This window comes from Streptomyces sp. NPDC006602, from assembly GCF_042870385.1.
GTDB lineage: Bacteria > Actinomycetota > Actinomycetes > Streptomycetales > Streptomycetaceae > Streptomyces.
The window spans coordinates 237,978-260,188 of the sequence record NZ_JBIAHG010000004.1; the positions used below are offsets into that span (position 1 = coordinate 237,978).

At 70.2% G+C, this 22,211-nt stretch carries 18 protein-coding genes; 6 read left to right on the forward strand and 12 right to left on the reverse strand.

Features of this window, described 5'->3' with window-relative positions; translation table 11 throughout:
• Positions 1 to 4: 4 nt before the first annotated feature.
• Entirely contained in the window at positions 5 to 634 is a 630-nt protein-coding gene (locus tag ACFYO2_RS13395) for an NADPH-dependent FMN reductase (RefSeq protein ID WP_388347990.1), read from the reverse strand.
• Positions 635 to 749: 115 nt separating this feature from the next.
• Here ACFYO2_RS13395 and ACFYO2_RS13400 point away from each other — a divergent pair, with 115 nt between their 5' ends.
• Positions 750 to 1,436 carry a TetR/AcrR family transcriptional regulator gene (locus ACFYO2_RS13400; protein ID WP_388347992.1) on the forward strand — a complete coding sequence of 229 codons (687 nt, stop codon included), beginning with the start codon at positions 750 to 752 and terminating at the stop codon, positions 1,434 to 1,436.
• Positions 1,437 to 1,630: 194 nt separating this feature from the next.
• Here the strand turns inward: ACFYO2_RS13400 and ACFYO2_RS13405 are convergent, their stop codons facing one another.
• The 10 genes from ACFYO2_RS13405 to ACFYO2_RS13450 form a co-directional block, all read right to left on the reverse strand.
• Positions 1,631 to 2,437 carry an ABC transporter permease gene (locus tag ACFYO2_RS13405; RefSeq protein WP_388347994.1) on the reverse strand — a complete coding sequence of 269 codons (807 nt, stop codon included), beginning with the start codon at positions 2,435 to 2,437 and terminating at the stop codon, positions 1,631 to 1,633.
• The gene (locus ACFYO2_RS13410) at positions 2,437 to 3,240 is read right to left on the reverse strand and encodes an ABC transporter permease (RefSeq protein ID WP_388347996.1); all 804 of its coding nucleotides are present in this window, start codon (positions 3,238 to 3,240) and stop codon (positions 2,437 to 2,439) included. Before ACFYO2_RS13410 ends, ACFYO2_RS13405 begins: the two co-directional genes overlap by 1 nt.
• Positions 3,240 to 4,235, reverse strand: a complete 996-nt coding sequence (locus ACFYO2_RS13415) for an ATP-binding cassette domain-containing protein (RefSeq protein WP_388347998.1) — start codon at positions 4,233 to 4,235, stop codon at positions 3,240 to 3,242. Before ACFYO2_RS13415 ends, ACFYO2_RS13410 begins: the two co-directional genes overlap by 1 nt.
• Before the next feature lie 144 nt (positions 4,236 to 4,379).
• Positions 4,380 to 7,274 carry a glycoside hydrolase family 2 TIM barrel-domain containing protein gene (locus ACFYO2_RS13420; protein ID WP_388348000.1) on the reverse strand — a complete coding sequence of 965 codons (2,895 nt, stop codon included), beginning with the start codon at positions 7,272 to 7,274 and terminating at the stop codon, positions 4,380 to 4,382.
• Between the two features lie 27 nt (positions 7,275 to 7,301).
• A complete protein-coding gene (locus tag ACFYO2_RS13425; protein WP_388348002.1) occupies positions 7,302 to 8,177 on the reverse strand; it encodes a carbohydrate ABC transporter permease in 876 nt (291 codons plus the stop codon).
• Positions 8,174 to 9,139 carry a carbohydrate ABC transporter permease gene (locus ACFYO2_RS13430; RefSeq protein WP_388348004.1) on the reverse strand — a complete coding sequence of 322 codons (966 nt, stop codon included), beginning with the start codon at positions 9,137 to 9,139 and terminating at the stop codon, positions 8,174 to 8,176. Before ACFYO2_RS13430 ends, ACFYO2_RS13425 begins: the two co-directional genes overlap by 4 nt.
• Positions 9,140 to 9,159: 20 nt before the next feature.
• Positions 9,160 to 10,422 (reverse strand): ABC transporter substrate-binding protein, encoded by a 1,263-nt coding sequence (locus ACFYO2_RS13435; protein ID WP_388348006.1) that lies wholly within the window; start codon positions 10,420 to 10,422, stop codon positions 9,160 to 9,162.
• Between the two features lie 219 nt (positions 10,423 to 10,641).
• Positions 10,642 to 12,489, reverse strand: coding sequence for a glycoside hydrolase (locus tag ACFYO2_RS13440; protein ID WP_388348008.1), 1,848 nt, complete (start codon positions 12,487 to 12,489; stop codon positions 10,642 to 10,644).
• An 11-nt stretch (positions 12,490 to 12,500) separates the two neighbouring features.
• On the reverse strand, positions 12,501 to 13,748 hold the full coding sequence (locus ACFYO2_RS13445; RefSeq protein WP_388348009.1) for an ROK family transcriptional regulator: 1,248 nt from the start codon (positions 13,746 to 13,748) through the stop codon (positions 12,501 to 12,503).
• Between the two features lie 115 nt (positions 13,749 to 13,863).
• Positions 13,864 to 15,117: a D-arabinono-1,4-lactone oxidase gene (locus ACFYO2_RS13450; RefSeq protein WP_388348011.1), complete on the reverse strand. Its 1,254-nt coding sequence runs from the start codon at positions 15,115 to 15,117 to the stop codon at positions 13,864 to 13,866.
• A gap of 232 nt (positions 15,118 to 15,349) precedes the next feature.
• Here ACFYO2_RS13450 and ACFYO2_RS13455 point away from each other — a divergent pair, with 232 nt between their 5' ends.
• The 5 genes from ACFYO2_RS13455 to ACFYO2_RS13475 all read left to right on the forward strand — a co-directional run bounded on the left by ACFYO2_RS13455 (position 15,350) and on the right by ACFYO2_RS13475 (position 21,801).
• The gene (locus ACFYO2_RS13455; protein ID WP_388348013.1) at positions 15,350 to 16,669 is read left to right on the forward strand and encodes a radical SAM protein; all 1,320 of its coding nucleotides are present in this window, start codon (positions 15,350 to 15,352) and stop codon (positions 16,667 to 16,669) included.
• Between the two features lie 197 nt (positions 16,670 to 16,866).
• Entirely contained in the window at positions 16,867 to 18,348 is a 1,482-nt protein-coding gene (locus ACFYO2_RS13460; protein WP_388348015.1) for a cellulose binding domain-containing protein, read from the forward strand.
• Positions 18,349 to 18,690: 342 nt separating this feature from the next.
• Positions 18,691 to 19,821, forward strand: a complete 1,131-nt coding sequence (gene rsgA / locus ACFYO2_RS13465) for a ribosome small subunit-dependent GTPase A (RefSeq protein ID WP_388348017.1) — start codon at positions 18,691 to 18,693, stop codon at positions 19,819 to 19,821.
• A gap of 91 nt (positions 19,822 to 19,912) precedes the next feature.
• Positions 19,913 to 21,316, forward strand: coding sequence for a DNA-3-methyladenine glycosylase 2 family protein (locus ACFYO2_RS13470; protein WP_388348602.1), 1,404 nt, complete (start codon positions 19,913 to 19,915; stop codon positions 21,314 to 21,316).
• Positions 21,313 to 21,801, forward strand: coding sequence for a methylated-DNA--[protein]-cysteine S-methyltransferase (locus ACFYO2_RS13475; protein ID WP_388348019.1), 489 nt, complete (start codon positions 21,313 to 21,315; stop codon positions 21,799 to 21,801). Before ACFYO2_RS13470 ends, ACFYO2_RS13475 begins: the two co-directional genes overlap by 4 nt.
• Here the strand turns inward: ACFYO2_RS13475 and ACFYO2_RS13480 are convergent.
• Positions 21,798 to 22,172, reverse strand: coding sequence for a PPOX class F420-dependent oxidoreductase (locus ACFYO2_RS13480; protein ID WP_388348021.1), 375 nt, complete (start codon positions 22,170 to 22,172; stop codon positions 21,798 to 21,800). The genes ACFYO2_RS13475 and ACFYO2_RS13480 overlap by 4 nt on opposite strands.
• Between the last annotated feature and the right edge of the window lie 39 nt (positions 22,173 to 22,211).

Below are 22,211 nucleotides of genomic sequence, written 5' to 3' on the forward strand. Positions count from 1 at the left end.
CCCGTCAGCCGTCGTACGGGCGGGTCGCGCGGGCCGTCCGCAACGCCCGCCCCCACCAGGACAGCTGGCCGAGCATGCCCTTCGCGGCGCCCTCGCACACGGCGGCGTCGCGCGGGGTGCCGTCCTCGGTGAGGCCGGACCACGGGCCGTGCAGGCTGACCGAGTCGCGGACCGTCATGGCGTGCAACTCGGCGAAGACCAACCGCAGTTGCTCGACCGCGCGCAGACCGCCGGAGATCCCGCCGTAGGAGACGAAGCCGACCGGCTTGGCGTGCCACTGGCCGCGGTGCCAGTCGATGAAGTTCTTCAGGGCGGCGGGGAAGCTGTGGTTGTACTCGGGCGTGACGACCACGAAGGCGTCCGCGGCGGCCAGCCGTGGCGCGACCTCGGCCAACGTGGCGGCGGCCGCCGGGCTCGGCGTGCGGCCCCACCCGGACATCGCCAGCGGCAGTTCGACATCGACGAGGTCGACGACGTCCAGTTCCAGGCCGTCCGCTTCCTTCGCGGCCCCGACGAACCAGTCGGCGACGGCACGTCCCGCGCGCCCCTCGCGGACGCTGCCGACGACGACGGCGACGCGCAGCGGAGTGTCCTGGTGAGCGGTGGGCGCGGGCATGGCTTCGGTGGCAGACATGGTGGTATCCCCTCCTCGACAGGGGCGGTCGCCCGGTGCGGCGCCCCTCTCCGGTAAGCTACAACGAGCGTTGTAAAAAGTGCAACGCTCGTTGTAAGTCACGTGGGAGGCGAGTGTGGGCAGCAGCAACCAGGCCTGGATGGACACGTCCCGGCGCGAGGTCCCGCCCCGCAAGCTGCAGAAGCAGATCGCGATGGCGAGCGCCGCCTGCACGGTCTTCGGCCGCGAGGGCTACACACGCGCCTCGGTCGACGCCCTGGCGGCCGCGGTAGGCGTGTCCACACGCACGCTCTACAACCACTTCCCGGGCGGCAAGGCCGACCTCTTCCGTACGGTCGTCACCTGGACGTCGAGCGAGGTCAAGGACGCCCAACTCGGCCGTCTCCACGCCCTGTTGGACCCTCAGCGCCCACCCCGGCCGGAGGATCTGGAACGCGATCTCGTCGCCCTCGCCCGGGCCTTCGTCGGCGTGATGACCGAATTCCCGGACCACTTCGCGCTCGTCCGGCACATCCACGCCGAGGCCGACCACGTGCCGCCCGAGGTCCTCCAGGCCTGGCATGACGCCGGTCCGGGGCCGGTCGGCCGCGGGCTCGCCGACGCCATGGCCGGGCTCGCCGCGGCCGGCCTGATCGACGTGCACGGCGACGCCGCCCTCGCGGGAGTCCACTTCTCCGCGCTGACCGCCCACCAGATCGTGCAGTCCTCCCACTACGGCGTGCGCCCGCTGCCCAAGGAGGAGACGGAGCGGCTGATCACGCGGGGTGTGGCGGCGTTCCTGCGGGCGTACCGGGCCGCGTGACCGGGGTGGCGCGCACCCGGTCCCGCCGGTCCTGCCCACGCCACGTCACCCCCGGGGATCTCCGCGCGCCGCCTCCGCCCTGGTCGCGGCCCTGGCGCTCGTGCGCCGACCCCGACCCCGACGACACACGGCCCGGACCGGCTGCCCGGTCCGGGCCGTCTCCTGTGCCCACCGTCGTCAAGGCGTGGCGGCGGTCATCCGTTGACGCCCGCGTAGTGCCTGAGGCTCCACCGCCACAGCAGCCGCGACCCCAGATACGCCAGCACGCCGACGAGCGGGGAGGCCGCCGCCAGCCAGTACGGGACGCCGGTGTCGTGGCCGTGCCCGGTGAGGACGGCGGCCGGGAAGTACGCGACGAACGCGAGCGGAAGACCGTACGTCAGAAGGCCGCCCACCGCCCTGGGCAGCACGTTCAGCGGGTAGCTGCCGAAGGTGCCGAGCAGTTCCTCCAGCCAGCGGCCCCAGTAGTCGGCGGCCGGGAAGCGCAGGGAGGCGGAGGCCACCGCCGTGAACAGGGCGGCCTCCAGGAGCATGCCGCCGAGGATCGCGGCGATCAGGTACGAGACCCGGCCCGCGGTCCAGTCCAGGTCGCTGCGGCTGAGTGCCCCCACCATCAGGCCGACGGCGACGGTCAGGTCGCCGATCGCGTTGGTGGGGAAGAAGGCGAGCTGGACCTGGCGGTGCACCGGCATGGGACGCGTCAGATAGATGTCGATCCGGCCTTCCTGGATCTGCCGGCCGATACCGTGCAAACGCCCCAGCACCAGCACGAACAGCCCGTGCGCCAGCATCCGCGTCGCCGGGATCAGCAGCACCTCCGAGCTGTCCCAGCCGCCCATCCCGGTGAACCGGGTGAGCAGGACCGTCGCGAAGACGATCACCGACACCTGCCAGATCGCACCGATCGCGATCATCAGCAGGAACTCGGTGCGGTACTCCAGCTGCGCACGAAAGTTGAGAAGCGTGACGCGCCACGCGATCCGGACGGCGTTCACCGGCATCAACCTCCTTGGGACATGACACGAAGGGCGGCCCGCCGCCACAGGAAACGGGTGAACAGGGCCAGCAGCACGACCCAGACCGCCTGGATCGCCAACTGGCCGGCCGCGTCCGACAGCGGAATCCGGCCGATGTACAGGGACAGCGGCACGCTCAGCGTCGCCTGGAAAGGCAGGAAGGCACTCAGCGTCACGAACCAGTCGGGGAAGAACCACAGCGGCGCGTACACCCCGGACAACAGGTTCTGCGCGAAGATCAGGATCAGCATCGCCGCGTTGTTGCGGACCGTCCAGAAGCACAGCTGGTCCAGGACGAGCATCACGTGGTACAGGACCAACTGGCCGAGCAGCAGGCTGAGCGCGAACACCCCCGCCACCGCGGCCGACGCGGGCGGCTCGACCACCCCGGCCGCCAGGCAGACCGCGTATCCGCCGAGCGCCCACGCGAGGCCGTACAGCTGCTCGCCGAGGGCGCGCAGGGCGTGGTAGCGCTGGGGCGGCAGCGGGCGCAGGTACCAGTAGACGATCGTGCCGAAGTGCATGTGCTGCAGCACGGTGTCCCGGCCCGCGTACTGGTCCAACTCCCGCAGCCGGGAGGCGAGTACGGCCAGTACGGCGTACGTCACCGCCTGGTCGCGGTCGAGTCCGGCGGTGGTGCCGGTGTGGGAGTACAGGCCGTGCCACAGGGACGCCACCAGCACGACCTGCACGGTCAGGCGGAGCAGGACGGCCGTCATCCGGGGCGGGGCGTGCAGTTCGCCGAGCGGGGTGACGCGGGCGGTGCGCCAGGCGTGCAGGACGGCCATCAGGCCACCTCGGCGTGCACGTAGGCGGCCCGCATGACGTCCTCGAGATCCGCCTCGTCGATGGCGATGCCGGTCACCTCGTACCGCTCGATGACCGCCTTCAACGCCTGGTGCACGGTGGGGGCGTCGGGGCCGTCGGGCCCGAACACCACCTGCGGTCCGTCGTGCCGCAGCACCGCGATCCCCGGCAGCGGCACGGCCTCGGCGTGCGCGTCGGCGAGGGTCGCCCGCACCTGCCAGGTCGAGCCGAACTTGCGGCGGATCTCGTCGAGGCTGCCGTCCAGGACGAGCCGGCCGTGGTTGATCAGGACGACCCGTTCGGCGAGCCGCTCGACCTCCGTCATGTCGTGCGTGGTCAGCAGGACCGTACGGCCGCGCTGTTCGACCTGGTGCCGCAGGAACTCCCGCACCTGCTCCTTGACCACCACGTCCATGCCGATGGTCGGCTCGTCCAGGAAGACGACCTGAGGGTCGTGCAGCAGGGCGGCGGCGAGGTCGCTGCGGACACGTTGACCCAGGGAGAGGTGGCGCACCCTGGTGTCCCAGAAGGACGACAGGTCGAGCAGGTCGTCGAACTCCTTGAGCCGGGCGGCGTGTTCGGCCTTCGGCACCTCGTAGATGTCCCTGAGGATCGCGAAGGACTCGCGCACCGGCAGGTCCCACCACAACTGGGTGCGCTGACCGAACACCGCGCCGATGTTGCGGGCGTTGCGCTCACGCTCCTGATAGGGCACCAGGCCCGCGACCCGGGCCTCGCCCGAGGTGGGCGTGAGGATGCCGGTCAGGATCTTGATGGTGGTGGACTTGCCCGCGCCGTTCGGGCCGAGCAGGGCGAGGAGTTCACCCGGGGCGACATCGAAGGTGACGTCGGCGACGGCGTGCTTGGCGACCCGCTCCGGGTTGACCAGGGAGCGGAGCGCGCCCGTGAGGCCCGGGCGGCGGACGGTGGTGTGGAAGGTGCGGGACAGACCGCGGACCTCGATGTTTCCGCTCACACTGCCAACTCCCTTGCTCTGGACGTGGTTGCGGCCGGTCGGCTGGAGAGGCCGACCGGCCGCGGGCACTTCATGACCGTCGCAGAATGTCGATCAATCGGTCAATGGATTAATCGATCACGGAGTTGGACTAACGGAGTCGGATCAACCGATCACCGAGAACACGAACGAGAACTCCGTCGGCTCGGCCCGCAGGAAGTACTGCGGCAGCGGGCCCGGACCGCACGACTGCGAACCGATCCCGTGCAGACCGTGGTCGAGGTTGACCCACACCCCCGCGGCGGAGCCGCTGTCGGATGCAGTGCCGGCCGTGAGGTCGGTGAGGTGGGCGGCCGCGTCCAGCTGCTCGGTCGTCCAGCGGCGGGCGGTGAACCAGAACTCCGGGTCACCCTCGATCCGCAGGCCGCCGAGCTCCGCCCAGCGGACGTCGGCGCGGGCGCCGTTCTCCTGTGGACGGACGTACGGCGTCTGAAGATTGTCTACCGTCGACTGCCAACGGCTGACGATCGACGCCGACTTGGTGTCGGGGTATGCCTCGCCGGGACCGCCGCCGAACCAATTCACCTGGTCCGCCTCGGACAGTCCGAGGCGGATGCCCAGCCGGGGCAGCGGCAGTGTCCACTCGCCCTCGGGAGCCACCGACACGGTCAGCCGCAGCCGGTCGCCGTCCGAGGTCCAGCGGTACACCGTGTTCAGGCCCACCTCGCGGGCCGCGGGCGCCACCCGGGTCCGTACCGTCAGCGCGTCCTCGCCCACCTCCACGGAGTCCAGGCGGTGTTGCATACGGTGCAGGCCCAGCGTGCGCCACAGCACCCCGTAACGGGTGTCGGTCTGCCACTCGGCGCCGTCGTCGTTGTCGGTGGTCGCCCGCCACACGTCGAGGCGCGGGCTCACGACCGACACCCCGCCGATGGTCCTCAGCGCACCGGTACGGGCGTCGAAGGACGCCGGGCCAAGAGTGATCAGCTTCTCGCCGGGCACCGGGCGGTCGGTGGGCGCGACGGACGGCAGCGGACGGGCCGTGGCCGGGAACTGGCCCCAGGCGACGACATGGTCCTTCGGCGCCCACGAGGTGTCGGCCGCCAGCAGCGCCCGTACCGTCCACTGGGTCTCCGCGCCGCGGGCGTCCGCGGGCGGCTCGGGCAGCTTCACGTCGGCAGACTCGCCGGCCGCCAGCTCCGGCACCGACAGCGTGCCCGCCTCGACCGTCTCGCCGTCCACCTGGTACGACCACTCGAAGGCCAGCGCGGACAGATCCGCGAAGTCGTGCCGGTTGGTCACCCGTACGGTGCCGCCCGAGCCGTCGCCGTCGATGTGGACCGGCTCGATGACCTTCTTGTACTCGACCAGGCCGGGGGAGGCCCGCCGGTCGGGGAAGACCAGCCCGTCGCAGACGAAGTTGCCGTCGTGCAGCTCCTCGCCGAAGTCGCCGCCGTAGGCGTAGCCCAGCTCGGGATGCTTGATGCCGTGGTCGATCCACTCCCAGATGAAGCCGCCCTGCAGCCGCTCGTACTTCTCGAACAGCCGCTGGTAGTCGGCGATGCCACCAGGGCCGTTGCCCATGGCGTGCCCGTACTCGCACTGGATGAAGGGGAGTTCGCGCCTCTTGTGCGTTCCCCCGTCCAGGCCCTGGCCGATGCTCTCGACCTCGGCGTGGAAGGCGTACATCCGCGAGTACACGTCGGTGTCCCGGCAGTCCCAGTCGCCCTCGTAGTGCACCAGGCGCGAGGAGTCGCGGCCGTGGATCCACTCGGCCATCGCGGTCAGACCGCGGCCGGTGCCGGCCTCGTTGCCCAGCGACCAGAAGACGATCGACGGGTGGTTCTTGTCCCGCTCGACCATCCGTGCCGCGCGGTCCAGGAGGGCCGGGGTCCAGCGGTCGTCGTCGACGGGGTTGTCGCGCCAGCCCTGCTCGGTGAAGCCGTGGGTCTCCAGGTCGCACTCGTCGATGACCCACAGGCCGTACTCGTCGCACAGGTCCAGGAAGGCCGGGTGCGGCGGGTAGTGCGAGGTGCGGACCGCGTTGAGGTTGTGCCGCTTCATCAGCAGCACGTCCTCGCGCATGGTCTCCAGGTCGAGTGCGCGGCCCTTCTCCGGGTGCCACTCGTGCCGGTTGACGCCCTTGAAGAGGACCGCCTTGCCGTTGACCTTGATCAGGCCGTCCTCGAGGACGACCGTGCGGAAGCCGATGCGCAGCGGCACCCGCTCGCCCTCGGTCGTGAGGACCCCGTCGTACAGATACGGCGTCTCAGCCGTCCACGGCCGCACCGGGACCGTCACCGACTCGCCGGTCGCCACGTCGATGCCGAGGTCCGGCACGGTGACGCGGCCGTCCACGTCGGAGTCGACGCGCAGGGTGCCCTCGCCACTGACGTGGTCGTAGGTGGCGTGCACGAAGAAGTCGAGGACGCTGCCCGCGGGGCGGTGCAGCAGGGTGACGTCACGGAAGATGCCGGGCAGCCACCACTGGTCCTGGTCCTCCAGGTACGAGCCCGCCGACCACTGGTGGACGCGGACCGCGAGCACGTTGCCGGCCGGCTTCAGCAGGTGGCCGACCGCGAACTCGTGCGGCAGCCGGGAGCCCTTGAACTCGCCGATGTCCGTGCCGTTCAGCCAGACCCGGGCGCAGGACTCGACGCCGTCGAAGCGCAGCACCGCGCCGCCGTCCGCGGGCCAGTCGGCCGGCAGGTCGAAGACCCGCAGGTGGTCGCCGGTGGGGTTCTCGGTCGGGACGTGCGGGGGGTCCACGGGGAAGGGGTAGAGGTGGTTGGTGTAGATCGGCGACCCGAAGGCCCCGTCGCCCTGGAGGACCCAGTGCCCGGGGACCGTGACCTCGGCCCAGTCGCCGGCGTCGTACCCCTCCTCGGCGAACGAGTCGTCCTCGGCGTCGGCGGTCGCCGACACCCGCAGGCGCCAACTGCCGTTCAGTGACAGGGACGTGGCGTCCGAGGACGAGTACCAGGCGCGGGGCGGGAGGGCTCCGCTGCCGGGTGAGACGTCCTCGACGTAATCGATGGCCGTCGTCGTGCGCAAAGACATCGGTCTCCAGGTAGCGAGAAGAAGGTGTCAGCCCTTGATGCCGGTCTGGGCGATCCCCTGCACCAGCCAGCGCTGGAGGAAGAGGAACACGAACAGCAGGGGCAGGATGGAAATGGCCGTGGCCGCGAAGATCAGGTGGTAGTTGACGGTCTGGTTGGTCATGTACGAGGACAGCGCGACCTGGATGGTCCAGGAGCTCGGGTCCTGACCGATGACCAGGGGCCACAGGAAGGAGTTCCAGCCGCTGATGAACGTGATCGTGGCCATGGCCGCGAAGAAGTTCAGCGAGTTGGGCACCACGACCCGCCAGTACGCTCCCCAGTACGAGAGTCCGTCCACGCGTGCCGCCTCCTCCAGCTCCTTGGGGAACCCCAGGAAGTACTGCCGGAACAGGAAGCAGGTGAAACCACTGAACAGGGCCGGAATGATCAGACCGCGGTAGGTGTCCACCCAGCCCAGCGACGAGACCAGCACGAAGCTCGGCACGAAGGTGACGGCCGTCGGGATCATCAGGGTCACGAGGACCAGGTAGAAGATCTTGTTGGCGTGCTTGTACGGGATGCGGGCGAGGCCGTAGCCGGCGAGCGAGCAGATCAGCAGGATGCCGGTCGTGTGCAGGATGGCGACGACCCACGAGTTCCACAGGGCCCGGCCGAAGTCGACGGTCTCGTCGTTGAACGGCTCGGCGAAGTTGCCCCACTGGATGTCGGTGGGGAACCACTTCCAGTTCTCGCCCGTGATCTCCGGGTCCGTCATCAGCGCGTTGCGGACGATCAGATAGAAGGGCACCAGGAAGAGCAGAGCGGCGATACCGGTGGCGATGTACAGACCGGTGTTGCCGATGACCTTCCCCCCGCGCTTCTTGCCGGGGGTCTTCCTGAGGTCAGGTGCGGTGGTGGTCACTTGGACTCCTCACCCCTTCCGAAGCCCATGATCTTCCCCTGGAACAGGGTGATCACGAGGATGAGCAGGGTCAGGATGACGGCGCCCGCGCTGCCCTGGCCGTAGTCCTGGCTCTCGCCGAGGGCCGTCTTGTACAGCTCCACGAGGGGTGGCTGGCCCCAGGTCGTCTTGCTGAGGAGGTTCCAGAACTCGTCGAAGGCCTGGTAGGCGGCGATCAGTAGCAGCAGGATCACCGCGGTGGAGGTGGCCCGCAGCTGGGGCAGCGTGATGTACCGGAAGGTCTGCCACCCCGGCTTGGCGCCGTCGATCGCGGCGGCCTCGTACAGCTCCGCCGGGATGTTCTGCAGGGCCGCCAGGAACAGGATCATGTAGAAGCCCGCCTGCAGCCACAGGCGCAGGGTCACGATGACCAGCCAGTACCAGGGCGGGTCGGGGTTGGCGAGCCAGGCGACGTTGTCGACGCCGAACCAGCCGACGACCGTGTTGGCCAGGCCGAAGCGGACACCGTTGAAGATGGACATCTTCCAGATGAGCGCGGCGGCGACGTAGGAGACGGCGGTCGGGATGAAGAACACCGAGCGGAAGAACGCCTTCATGAACCTCAGCCGGTGCACCAGCAACGCCAGGCCCAGCGAGAGCCCCCATGTGGTGGGCACGATGAACGCGGCGAAGACGGTGAAGGTGACCAGGGACCCGGTGAAATCGGGGTTGTCCAGGATCGCCGTGTAGTTGTCGAAGCCGATGAACGTGCTCGGCGAGACGGTGAAGCGTGCCTCGAAGAAGCTGAGGTAGATGCTCCAGCCCATCGGCACGAAGACGAAGATCACCAGGCCGATGAGGAAGGGCCCGGTGAAGAGCCAGAAGTTGAGGGTGCTGCTCGCCCGCAGACTCCGCCGCGGCCTGTCCTTCGCAGGCTTGGCCGGGGCGGAGGTGGCGAGGTCGATCTCGGTGGTGGTCGACATGTCGAGGTCCGTCCGTCTGCCTATCCGAAGAGCTTCTTGAGCTCTGCGTTGACCTTCTTGTCACAGGCGTCGAGCGCGGCCTCCGGGCTGCCGTTCTTGCGCACGGTGTTGGCGATCACGTCGTTCAACGAGGTGATCATCGACTGGGTCCAGGCGATGTTGTCGAAGTGCCCGTAGTCCGTGAAGAGCTTGACGCCCTCGGCAGGCAGACCCGACTTGAGCTTGGTGGCGGACTGGGCGATCGACGTGCGCGGCGGGACGTGGAAGCCGTAGGACAGCGCCCAGTCCTCCTGGTACTCCTTCTGGTCGATCCACAGCCACTTGACGTACTCCTTGGCCGCGTCGACGTTCTTGCCCTTGGCGTTGACGAACATCGACCAGCCGCCGTTGGTGACCGATGCCTTGCCGGCGGAGCCGACCTTGGGGAACGGGAAGATGCCGACGTCGTCGCCGAGCGCCTTCTGGATCACGGGCATGGCCCACATGCCGCACCACTGGATCGCGGTCAGGCCCTGGGTGAAGGCGGAGGGGTCCCACCAGTCGGCGGGGGCGTCCAGGAGCAGGTTGCCGCTCGTGAACAGCTTGCGGAGCTGGGCCAGACCGTCGGCCACGGCGTCCGTGTGGTAGGCGATCTCGTTCTTCTCGTTGAGCGTGTTCGCGCCGGCCGACCAGATCAGCGGGTTCTGGACGGGGGTGATGTCGTTGCCGAGGAAGCCACCCTTGACCTTGTCCGTGGTGAGCTTGTCGATGGCCTCGATCAGCTCTTCCAGGGTCTGCGGAACCTCGATCTTGGCCTTCTCGAAGAGCGACGGCCGGTAGTAGAAGAACTGCGGGTCGTCGATCATCCGGACGCCGTATATCTTCCCGTCGACCGTGTGCGAGGCGATGTCGGCCGGGTTGAAGTCGTCCTTGACCGGGTTGATGATGTCGCTCAGGTCCGCCACCTGACCGCTCTCGACCATCTGGAGCTGCGGGTGGAACTCGAAGAGGTCCGGCGCGTTCTTGGTCAGCAGGGCCGGGAACAGCTTGTTCTCGAAGTTGCTGCCGGTGATCCACTGCGTGGTCACGTTGGCGCCCTTGTAGGCCTTCGCGTACTTCTTGATGGCCTGCTCGGTGCCCGCCTCGCCGTATGCGTGGAAGTACTGGGTGAGGACGTCGCCCGACCCCCCGCTGCTGCGGCCGGTGTTCCCGCCGCACGCGGCCAGACCGCCGGCGGCGGCCAGGCCCATCGCGGCCCGCAGTACGTTGCGGCGGTCCCAGTTGGTGTTGCTCAGTGCCGACATGGTGACGTCCTTGTCTCGAGTACGGCTGCGGCTCTGTGCCTGTGGCTCTGCGGCTCAGTGCCAGTTGGCTCAAATGAGGTTGCGGTGCGGGACGCTAAACCTTCGGCTAAGGCTTCGGCAAGGGGTTGGACGAAGTCTGTTCGAAGCGTTGTGTAGCGTTCGGGATTCCGGACGTCACGGGGTGGCGGGCCGCCGCACCAGCGGCCCGCCACCGGGGAACTACTGGCGGAACCAGGCCTGGTTGGCCCCTCCGTTGCAGCTGTACATGCTTACCTTGCTGCCGTCCGCGGTCGCCTGACCGCCGACGTCCAGGCACTTTCCTGAACCCTCGTTCACGACCTGGCCGTTGGAGTTCAGCAGCCACTGCTGCGAGGCGTCACGGGTGGCCGAGGGCGCCGCCACCAGTCCCGAACTCCCCGCCGTCAGGAAGCCGTTCGCGCCCTTCAGCCGGCCCTTCGCGTCGTACGACCACGCCTGCTCGGCCCCGCCCGTGCAGGCACCGATCACCGCGCCCGAGGCGTCCGCCGTCAGGCACTTGCCGGACTGCTTGCCCTGCCAGGCACCGGTGATCGTCGAACTCGGGGCGTGGCTCTTCTGGTCGAGGACGTACGTCGTGATCGAGCGGCCCGGAAGCGACGCGGAGACCGTGCCGCCCTTGACGGACGGCTTGGCGACGTTCGCCCAGTTCTCGTCCGCCGACGTGCGCACCGCCTTGCTCGCCCGCACCGGCGTCCTGCTGTTGAAGTGCAGGTCGAGGGCCGTCTCGGTGGTGTTGTGGTTGTTGACCACGACCACCCACTTGCCGTCCCGTTCGTACGTCGACGCCTCGACACCGTCCGGCAGACCGGTCACGTTGTGCGCGACCGAGCCCGGCTTGACGAACTTGCTGTACTGGCCGAGCGCGTAGTACCGCTTGGTGTAGTACAGGGTCTGGTTGCCGTTGGTGGCGTAGTTCGGGTCGTAGTAGATCAGCCCGTCGTTCCAGCCGTCGCCGTTCTTCGCGTACGGGTCGCTGCCGATCATCTCCGACAGGGCGACCCACCAGTGGAACGCCGAGTCGTGCGCGGTCGCGAAGTCCTTGTAGATGATCCGCGACAGATTCAGACCGCCGTCGATGGTCGGGTCGTACTCCTGCGCCCAGCCCGTGCCGCCGTTGCCGAAGCAGCAGATCTCGGTCGACCAGGATTCGATGCCGGCCGCCTTGGAGGTCTCGTAGACCCTGGCGCGGTTCGCGTCACTGGGGTTGTCGTAGGTGTGGTGGGCCAGCTTGTCGACGTACTGGGCCGTGCCGGGCTGGGAGATCCACTGCGGGACCTCCTCGTTGAACTTGACCGTGCTGGTCGACTCGTCGGCGATGATGCCGGTCTTCTGGCGGCGCGCGTCCTGCTCGGCACCCAGCGCGCGCACGATGTCGTCGCGCTGGTCGACGTTGACCAGCATGCCCTCCTGGCCGCAGCTGTCGAAGCTGTTGGTCGGCTCGTTGAAGGGGCTGATGTAGTCGAACTTCTGGCCCAGCCTGGCGAAGTGGTCGGTGACGTCCGCTACGTACTTCGCGAAGTCCTGCTCGTTCTCCGCCTTCAGATAACCGCCGCAGCTCTTGGCGTTGGTCTTCCACTCGGCGGGCGCGCTGTTCACGAACGCGACCAGGTTCTCGACGCCGTACTTCGCCGCGTAGGAGAGGAAGGTGCGGCCGCCCTTGTCCTTGCTCCAGTCGTACGTTCCGTCGTCGTCTCGGAAGTCCTCGGGGGCGCGGGACGGGGTGGTGACCGCCGTACCGCCGCCGCCGATGTTGTAGCGGTAGTTGCTGAGGTCGAGGCCGCTGGAGGAGAACAGCAGCTTGGCCACCTTCGCCTGGACCTTCGGGTCGAAGTTCTTCAGGTCGTTGACCCACCAAGCGCCGGAGGCACCGATGTTGTCGATGGTCTGGGCGGCGTGGGGGGAGACCTCGGCCACCGTGGGGGTGGCGGCCGAGGCGGTCGGGGCGGATATGAGAGGCCCGGAGACAGCTAACGCGGCCGCGGCTGTCAGCAGGACCGATCTCCTGGGGTGGGGGTGAGTCACGTGCATCCCTTCCGTCGTCATGAAGGTGGTGCGGTACGGCTCCTTGTGGGGGTGGTGCGTTTCTTTCCGTTCCTCTGCCCGACCGACTGGAGCGCCCCTTCGAGCGCGAACGTCGCCGCACCCAGGCACACCGGGTCGGTGGGGATCGGGGAGAGGACGATTTCGGTGGCGGCCATCGGCCGCGGCAGCGCGTGTCGGGCGACGGCCTCGCGCACCTCCGCGACCAGCGGTTCGCCGAGGCCGGCCGCGACCCAGCTGCTGAGCACGACCACTTCGGGGTTGAACAGGTTGACCAGGTCGGCGATGCCGGCGCCGAGGTAACGGGCGGTGTCGCGGACCACCTTGAGCGCGACCGGGTCGCCGGCGAGCACACCCCGGGCCAGCGCGTCGATGGTGGCGGTCTGGTCCTCCGGGTGCAGCAGCGAGCTGCGGGGGCTGAGCTCCCGCAGGTTCAGCATGATGCCGGGCGCGCCGACGTAGGTCTCCACGCAGCCGTGGTTGCCACAGTGGCACAGCCGGCCGTCCAGGACGATCGTGGTGTGGCCCCACTCGCCGGCGCTGTTGCTCACGCCCCGGTGCAGCCCGCCGCCCAGGACCAGGCCGGCGCCCACCCCGGTCCCGAGGTTGACCACCACCGCGTTCCCGCGCCCGCGCGCGGCCCCGAACCACAGCTCGGCCACCGCGCAGGCACGCAGCGGGTTGTCCAGGTAGAGGGGGTAGGCGATGTGCTCGGTGAGCAGGTCGAGCAGCGGCACGTCGTGCCAGTCCCAGTTCGGCGCGTACTCCGAGATGCCGGTCGCGCGGTCCACCTGCCCCGGCACGCTCACCCCGACGCCGAGCACCCGGGCGCCCTCGATCCCGGCCTGGGCGACCACCGAGCCGACGGCGGCGGCGACATGGCCGACCACCTGCTCGGGTCGGCTCTCGCCGGGGCGGACGTCCTCCTCGGCCCGGGCCAGGACGTTCAGCGCGAGGTCGAACAGCTCGACATGGACGTACGTCTCGGCGATGTCGACGCCGATCAACGCGCCCCCCGACGCGTTGACGGCCACGAGACCCCGGGGGCGGCCACCCGCCGAGTCCTCGAACCCGACCTCCGTGATCATCCGGAGGTCGAGGAGCTCACCGACCAGCGTGGCGACCGTGGCGAGACTCAGACCGGTGGCGGCCGCCAGCTCCTGCCGGGAGGTGGGCGACTCGGCGATGATCTGGCGCAGCACCTCGTAGCGGTTCGCAGTACGGATGTCCCGTGATGTGCGCTTCACCGGCCGGTCCCATCCCTTCAGCAGATCGTGCCGGGACGACATCGGCACCGGCGCGGCGCAAGGCTATGGTCTGCCGGGACTTTCGACAAGGGGTTAGGAAAGGGGCTTTATAAAGTCAGCCGCCGAGGATGTCCTGGACGAAGGCGTTGGCGAATTTACCCGCCGGATCCAGCTCCCGGGTCAGCGCCCGGAAGTCCTCCAACCGCGGGTAGAACCCGCGCAGCTCGGCCGCAGGCACGGTGAACACCTTCCCCCAGTGCGGCCGCGCGTCGAAGGCCGCCAGTGCCTCCTCCAGTCGCCGCACCACCGGCAGCACCGCCGCCGTGTCCTCGACCCAGGTGAAGTGCAGGGCCACCGTGTCCCGGCCGTACGCCGGGCTCAGCCACTGCTCGTCGGCGGCGACCGTCCGCACTTCGCAGGTCTGCAGTACGCGGGCGACCGCATCTCGGATACTGTCAATTGCATACAATGCCTCAACGGTATACCGGCGCGGCAGCAGGTACTCCGACTGCAACTCGCTGCCGCTGCTCGGCGTGAACTCGGCCCGGAAGTGCGGCAGCCGTTCGTGCCACGGCCCCGCCACCCCGAACTGCTCGGTGCAGTTGACCGCGGGCATCCCCGGCACCGGGTGCATCTTCTCGGTGGCGGGCGCCGCCCACGGGAAGTCGGGCAGCGGCTGGTCGGTGCGCCGCTTCAGCCACACCTGCCGGAAGCCGGGCGCACGCCAGTCCGTGAAGAGGCTGACGCTGTACGCCGTCGCCAGCACCGTCTCGAGTGTCTCGAAGTCCAGCCCGGCGAGGGGGAGTTCGGTGAACACGTGCTGCTCGACCTCGAAGGAGGGCTCCAGGTCGAGGGTGAGCGTCGTGACGACACCGAGGGCGCCCAGGGAGGTCACCGCACCGCCGAAGCGCGGGTCCCCCCGCCCGATGACGACCGTCGACCCGTCCGCCGTGACGATCTCCACCTCGCGTACGGCGGAGGCGAGCGGACCGTTGCCGACCCCCGACCCGTGGGTGCCGGTCGCCACCGACCCGGCCACCGAGATGTGCGGCAGTGACGCCATGTTGGGCAACGCCAGCCCATGGGCGTACACCTGGCGGGCCAGCTCGGCGTAGCGCACGCCGCCGCCGACCCGTACCGTACGGGCCGCCGTGTCGACGTCGACCTCGGCGGGCAGCGCGGCCAGCGACAGCAGCACGCCGCCGGGGCCCGGCTCGGCGATCTCGTTGAAGGAGTGTCCGCTGCCCAGGACCCGCACCTTCGCGCTGCCGGCCACCAGGCCGCCGAGCGCGGTGAGCGAGTGCGGGCGGTGCAACTCCTTGGCCAGGTAGGTGATGTTGCCCGCCCAGTTGGTGACCGTCTCCGTCATTCCTGCCGTCCCTTTCGCAGAGTGCGCTCCGCTGACCCTCTCATCTGCGGCGGGCTGCGGTGGAGAACGGTTTCTGCAGCCGGGCCTCCGGGCCCGCGGCCGTGCGGGCCCGCACCTCGGCAAACGCTGCCGTACCGGGGCATGTCGCACGCCGCGAGGGACCCGGCACGGTTCACGCGGGGGCGAGGGCATACCGTGAGAGTCGTACGTCCGATCCGGGAGGAGACACGGGATGGGCAGCCGTACCGCACTGGTCGAGGATCTGATGGAGCGATTCCCGCACGTTCCGCGGGAAGCCGTCTTCAAAGAGGATCTGCTCCGGGGCGGGGTGGCCTTCGATCCATCCGCCCTGAGCGACAACGAGGGCGGCGAGGTCAAGCCGAAGTCGTACTTCATCTTCTCCTTCGACCACGGCACCCTGCCCGAGCTCGGCGAGGCCGCGCTCCGGCGCCCGCCGGAGGAGATCATCCTCACGGGCGGGCCGTACGACCTGCGCCGCACCGTGGTGTCGGTGCGGGTGAACCCGGCGTCGCCCTATCGCGTGGCGTCCGACGAGCACGGAGTGCTCGGGCTCTACCTGGACGGGAAGCGGATCTCCGACGTCGGTGTGCCGCCGATGCCGGAGTACTACCGGCACACGCTCGCCAGCGGGAAGTCGGTGATGGAGGTCGCCCCGACCATCCAGTGGGGTTACCTGATCTACCTCACCGTCTTCCGGGTCTGCCAGTACTTCGGCGCCAAGGAGGAGTGCCAGTACTGCGACATCAACCACAACTGGCGTCAGCACAAGGCGGCGGGCCGGCCGTACACCGGGGTGAAGGACGTCGAGGAGGTCCTCGAAGCCCTCGAGATCATCGACCGGTACGACACCGCCAAGGCGTCCACCGCCTACACCCTCACCGGCGGCGCCATCACCAAGACGGTGGCCGGGCGCGACGAGGCCGACTTCTACGGCCACTACGCCAAGGCCATCGAGGAGCGGTTCCCCGGACGCTGGATCGGCAAGGTCGTCGCCCAGGCGCTGCCGCGCGACGACGTGCAGCGGTTCAAGGACTACGGCGTGCAGATCTATCACCCCAACTACGAGGTGTGGGACCGCCGCCTGTTCGAGCTGTACTGCCCGGGCAAGGAGCGCTACGTCGGCCGCGACGAGTGGCACAAGCGCATCCTCGACTCGGCGGAGATCTTCGGCGCGCGCAACGTGATCCCCAACTTCGTGGCCGGCGTGGAGATGGCCGAGCCCTTCGGCTTCACCACCGTCGACGAGGCCGTCGCCTCCACCACCGAGGGCCTTCGCTTCTTCATGTCGCACGGCATCACGCCCCGCTTCACCACCTGGTGCCCCGAGCCGACGACCCCGCTCGGCAAGGCCAACCCGCAGGGCGCGCCGCTGGAGTACCACATCCGGCTGCTCGAGGCCTACCGCGCCACGATGGACGACTTCGGCCTGTCCTCGCCGCCCGGCTACGGCCCGCCCGGGCCCGGCCGCGCGGTCTTCTCCGTCAGCTCCTTCATGGACAGTCTTCCGGCGGTGGAATCGGCGACGGTATAGGTGAGTCACCTGGCGGTCGCGTCCGTACAAGAGGCAGGAGTTGCGGTTGTGGGGACGCGGCAGTCCTGTCATGACATTTGAACAGGGCGCTTGTCAGTTGTGTGGGAGGCGTGAAAAACTTCTCCTCTGCCGCGAGGTTCCCCCCAACTCCTTTGCCAGTATGGCGAGTTGACCTCGCTTTTCGACGCAGGAGACCCATGCCCGACCTGCCGACTCCCCAGGACGCCGCCGAGGCAGCGCAGTTCTCAGAGTGCTGGGATGCCGTGCTCTCGTACGCCGACCTGTGCACGTCCGGCTCCACCGCGGCCACCCAACTGGCCACGGAGGCGTTCTCCCTCGGCATGCGCGAAGCCCGCGACGCGCAGTCCGCTCCCGCCCGCGGTACCGGCCGCCGCCCGGCCCGCCTGCCCAGGATCCCGCTGCTGCTGACCGCCGTACGCAACACCGCGGCGGCCTGGGAGATCCAGGGCCAAGGCCACAAGCTCGACCCCCAACTGCGCCTGTGGCTCAACTCCGACGAGGCCGCCCGCTACAACGGCCCCCCGCTGCGGCGCCCGCTCGCGCTGCGCGGCCTGCGCGACCTCCAGGAACCGGACGCGGCCCTGCTGTGGCTGGCCGAGGTGGAGGCGCTGCCGCTGTCCGTGGTGGCGCGCCGGCTCGGCCTCGACCCGGCCGTCGTGGGAGAGGAACTCGGCCAGGTGCGCGGCCTGTTCCGGGACCGCTGCCATCGCAACCACCTCGACACGCCGATGGACGCGCAGTGCCGCAGCTACGCCCGGCTGCTCGACGCGGTCACCCGCTCGCCCGCCGCCGACGCCCCGAACGACCTCTCCCGGCACCTCGCCCGCTGCATGGAGTGCGCGGAGGCCGCCGCCTGCCTCAGGCTGCACGGGGGCGGACTGCCCGCGGCCCTCGCCGGCGGAGTGATCGGCTGGGGCGGCCTCGCCTACCTGGAGCGCCGCCGCCGGGCCGCCGAGGTCCGCCTCGGTGCCGGGCGCCCGGGTTCGGCGGACGGCGAGAGCGGCCCGCCGAACCCCGGCGCGCACAAGGCGCGCGTCGTGCGCAACGGCCTCCTGGTCGCGGCCGTCCTGGTCTCCCTGCTGGCGCTCGCCGTCTCGATGATGCCGGGAGCCGGCACCGACAACGGCGTCGCGTCGCCCGGCGACTCGGCCGACCGCCAGCCGGTGGCCGACCCGCGCTCGTCCGTCCCGTCCACCGTCGAGCGGTCCTCCGCCTCCCCGGAGCCGTCGGCCACCGCCTCGCCGGGCACCTCCCGGGCCTCCGCCGGGAAGAACCCGGGCGTCACCCCCCAGGGCACGACCCCCACCACCGCCCCCGAACCGGACCCCAGCACGAGCGAACCCGCGCCCTGCCGGGTCAAGTACGACCTGGTCGGCGAATGGCCCGACGGCTTCCAGGCCACCGTCACCGTCACCACCGCACGCGCCCTCGACTCCTGGCGCGTCGCCTGGTCCTTCCGGGACGGCCAGCAGGTCGGCCAGATGTGGGACGCCAGCTTCGCCCAGAGCGGCTCCCGGGTCACCGCCACCGCCGCCGACTACAACAAGACGGTCTCCGCGAACGGCAGCCTCGCCTTCGGCTTCCTCGCGTCCTGGCAAGGCAAGAACTCGCCGGCGTACGACTTCACACTGAACGGGCACAGCTGCACGAAGGCCTGACGCCCCGGTGCGCGATGGCGGCGGCGCGTGGGCATCGGCGAGCTCAGTGAGTTCCGGGAGCAGACGGGGCAGCGGGCACAGGACAACCCGCGACCTCGGTAACTCCGAAAAGGAGTGGCGGCCGGTCGGAGCCGGAAGCTAGGGTCTGCATCGTTCCTGGCGGCCGGTCGGCCGCTGTCGTCGCCGAGCAGGACCAGGAGGTGTCACAGATGGCTGTCGTTGAGACGGGCGCTGCCCGCATCCGGAAGTTCATCCACCCCACCTCCGTGGTCTCCGGCTGACCTCTTTCCTCTCCCACGCCGCTGTGCGTGTGCCGGGGCCACCCTCCTGAAGGGTCACCCCTTGTCTTCCTCATCTCTCCCGGGTCCGTCGTCATCTCTCCCGGGTCCGTCGTCGACCTCACATCCCCTGGCTCCGTACGGCTGGGACGACGCATGGGCGGACCAGTTCTCCCCCTACGAGCCCGAGGGCCTCCTGCCCGGGCGTGTGGTCCGGGTCGACCGCGGGCAGTGCGACGTGGTCACCGCCCACGGGATCATCCGGGCGGACACCGCGTTCGTCACCCCGAACGACCCGATGCGGGTCGTGTGCACCGGCGACTGGGTCGCCGTCGATCCCGCGGGCAACCCGCGGTACGTACGGACCTGTCTGCCACGCCGTACGGCCTTCGTACGCTCCACCTCCTCCGAACGGTCCGAGGGGCAGATCCTCGCGGCCAACGTCGACCACGCGATCGTCGCCGTGTCGCTGGCCGTCGAACTCGACCTCGGGCGCATCGAGCGGTTCCTCGCCCTGGCCTGGGAGTCCGGGGCGCGGCCCGTGGTCGTGCTGACCAAGGCGGACCTGGTGCCGGACCCGGTGACGCTCGGACACCTCGTCCAGGACGTCGGGACGACCGCGCCGGGGGTGCCGGTGCTGCCGGTGAGCGCCGTGGACGGGGCCGGACTGGAGGTCCTGGTCGCCGTCGTCTCCGGTGGTACGTCCGTACTGCTCGGCCAGTCCGGTGCGGGCAAGTCCACGCTCGCGAACGCCCTGCTCGGCGAGGACGTCATGGACGTCCGGGCGACGAGGGACGCGGACGGCAAGGGACGGCACACCACGACCACCCGCAACCTGTTGGTCCTGCCCGGCGGCGGTGCCCTGATCGACACGCCGGGGCTAAGGGGTGTCGGCCTGTGGGACGCCGAGCGCGGCGTCGGACAGGTCTTCTCAGAGATCGAGGAGCTGTCAGCGCGCTGCCGGTTCCACGACTGCGCACACGAGAGCGAACCGGGTTGCGCGGTGCTGGCGGCCATCGAGGACGGTGTGCTGCCCGAGCGACGCCTCGACAGCTACCGCAAGCTCATCCGGGAGAACCAGCGCATCGTCGCCAAGACCGACGCGCGGCTGCGCGCGGAGATCAAACGGGACTGGAAGCGGAAGGGGGCGCAGGGCAAGGCGGCGATGGAGGCGAAGCGCGGGCGCTGGGCGTAGGGAGTCGGGCGCAGGGCGGCCCGGACGGGCAAGCTCGGCGTCCGATTTCCGCCAGCCGCGGTCCTGGTCCTGGCCCACACTGGATGACGTGATGGACGAGGACACCAGGTACGAGGCGGTGCGCAGCCGGGACGGGCGGTTCGACGGCGAGTTCTTCTTCGCCGTTGAGACCACCGGCATCTACTGTCGGCCCAGCTGCCCGGCGGTGACGCCGAAGCGGCACAACGTCCGGTTCTTCTCCACGGCCGCCGCCGCGCAGGGTTCGGGATTCCGGGCCTGCCGGCGGTGTCGGCCGGACGCCGTGCCCGGCTCCGCCGAGTGGAACGTACGGGCGGACGTGGTGGGCCGGGCGATGCGGCTGATCGGCGACGGTGTCGTCGACCGGGAGGGCGTCGCCGGGCTAGCCGCCCGGCTCGGCTACAGCGCCCGGCAGGTCCAGCGGCAGCTCACCGCCGAGCTCGGCGCCGGGCCCGTCGCCCTCGCCCGGGCCCAGCGGGCGCACACTGCGCGCGTCCTGCTGCAGACCACGGACCTGCCGATCACCCAGATCGCGTTCGCGTCCGGCTTCGCGAGCGTGCGCCAGTTCAACGACACCATGCGGGAGGTGTACGCCTCGACGCCCAGCGAGCTGCGGGCCGCCGCCCCGCACGGCGGCCGGGCCGCCCGCCCTACGGCCACCCCTGACGCCGGGATCCCGTTGCGGCTCGCGCACCGGGGGCCGTACCAGTCGGGAGCCGTCTTCGACCTGCTGGCGGCCGAGGCGGTGGCGGGCGTGGAGGAGGTCGGCGGACCGCGCGGGCGACGCACGTACCGCCGCACCCTGCGTCTGCCGCACGGCAGCGCAATCGTCGCCGTCGACGAACGGCCGGGCGCGGCGAGGTCCGCGTCCGGCGCCCATCCGGGCGGCTGGCTGGACGCCCGCCTCCACCTCACCGACCCCCGCGACCTCACCACCGCCGTACAACGGCTGCGACGGCTCCTCGACCTCGACGCCGACCCGTACGCCGTCGACGAGCGGCTCGGCGCCGAGGCGCGCCTCGCCCCGCTGGTCGCCGCCCGGCCGGGCCTCAGGTCGCCGGGCGCCGCCGACCCGGAGGAACTCGCGGTGCGGGCCCTGGTCGGGCGGACCGAGGCGGAGCGGCTGGTCCAGCGGTACGGCAAGACGCTGGACGCCCCCTGCGGCAGCCTCACCCACCTGTTCCCCGAACCGGCCGTCCTCGCCGGGGCCGAACCCGACGGCACCCTGGGCGCCCTCACCACCGCCCTCGCCGACGGCACCCTACGACTGGACCCGGGCGCCGACCGCGACGACGCCGAGGCGGCCCTGCTCGCCCTGCCCGGCCTGGACGCCCGCACCGCCGCCACCATCCGCACCCGCGCCCTGGGCGACCCGGACGTCGCCCCACCCGGCCCGGACATCCCCGACACCTGGCGCCCCTGGCGCTCGTACGCTTTGCAACACCTGCGCGCAGCAGGGGAGTTGGAGTACCGATGACGATCGACACGCATTACGCCACCCTGGACAGCCCGGTCGGGCCACTGCTCCTCACCGCCGACCCGGACGGCGCCCTGACCTCCCTCTCCGTGCCCGGCCAGAAGAACGGCCGTACCGTCCAGGAGGGTTGGCGCCACGACCCGGACCTCTTCCGGGCCGCCGAGGAACAGCTCACCGCCTACTTCGCCGGCGAACTCAAGGAGTTCACGCTGGAGTTGCGCGGCGAGGGCACCAGCTTCCGCGAGCAGGTCTGGGCCGCCCTCGACACCGTCCCCTACGGCGAGACCACGACCTACGGGACGATCGCCGCCCGCATCGGCGCCTCCCGGGCCGCCGTACGAGCCGTCGGCGGCGCGATCGGCGCCAACCCGCTGCTGATCCTGCGGCCCTGCCACCGGGTGATCGGGGCCGACGGTTCACTCACCGGGTACGCGGGCGGGCTGGAACGCAAGACGAGCCTGCTCGCTCTCGAAGGCGTCCTCTAGGCGTCGTCCTCCAGTCCCCAGCTGTGGATCCGCCGGGGGTGGATGCGGATGACCTCCTCGCTGAAGTGCGAGCCCAGGTCGTGCGGGCCGGTGAGGAGTTCGGCCTCGCCCCGGATATCGATGCCGCGCACCTTCCACGGCCGCACGCTGACGATGTCGTCGACGACCAGGGCTACCTTCGGGTTCTTCTGGAGGTTGCGCCACTTCTTGGTGCGGCCCATCGCATAACCGCCGATCAGGATGGTCCCGTCGGGCCGGGGATGGAAGGCGACCGGGTTCGCCTGGGGCTGTCCGTGCTGGTCGACGGTGGCCAGTCGTCCAAGGCGCTGGGACCTGAGGTACGCGCGCTCGGCCTCGCTGAGTTCGGTCATGCCGACCAGCCAACACCCCGGCTCCGCCCGGCGCATCGG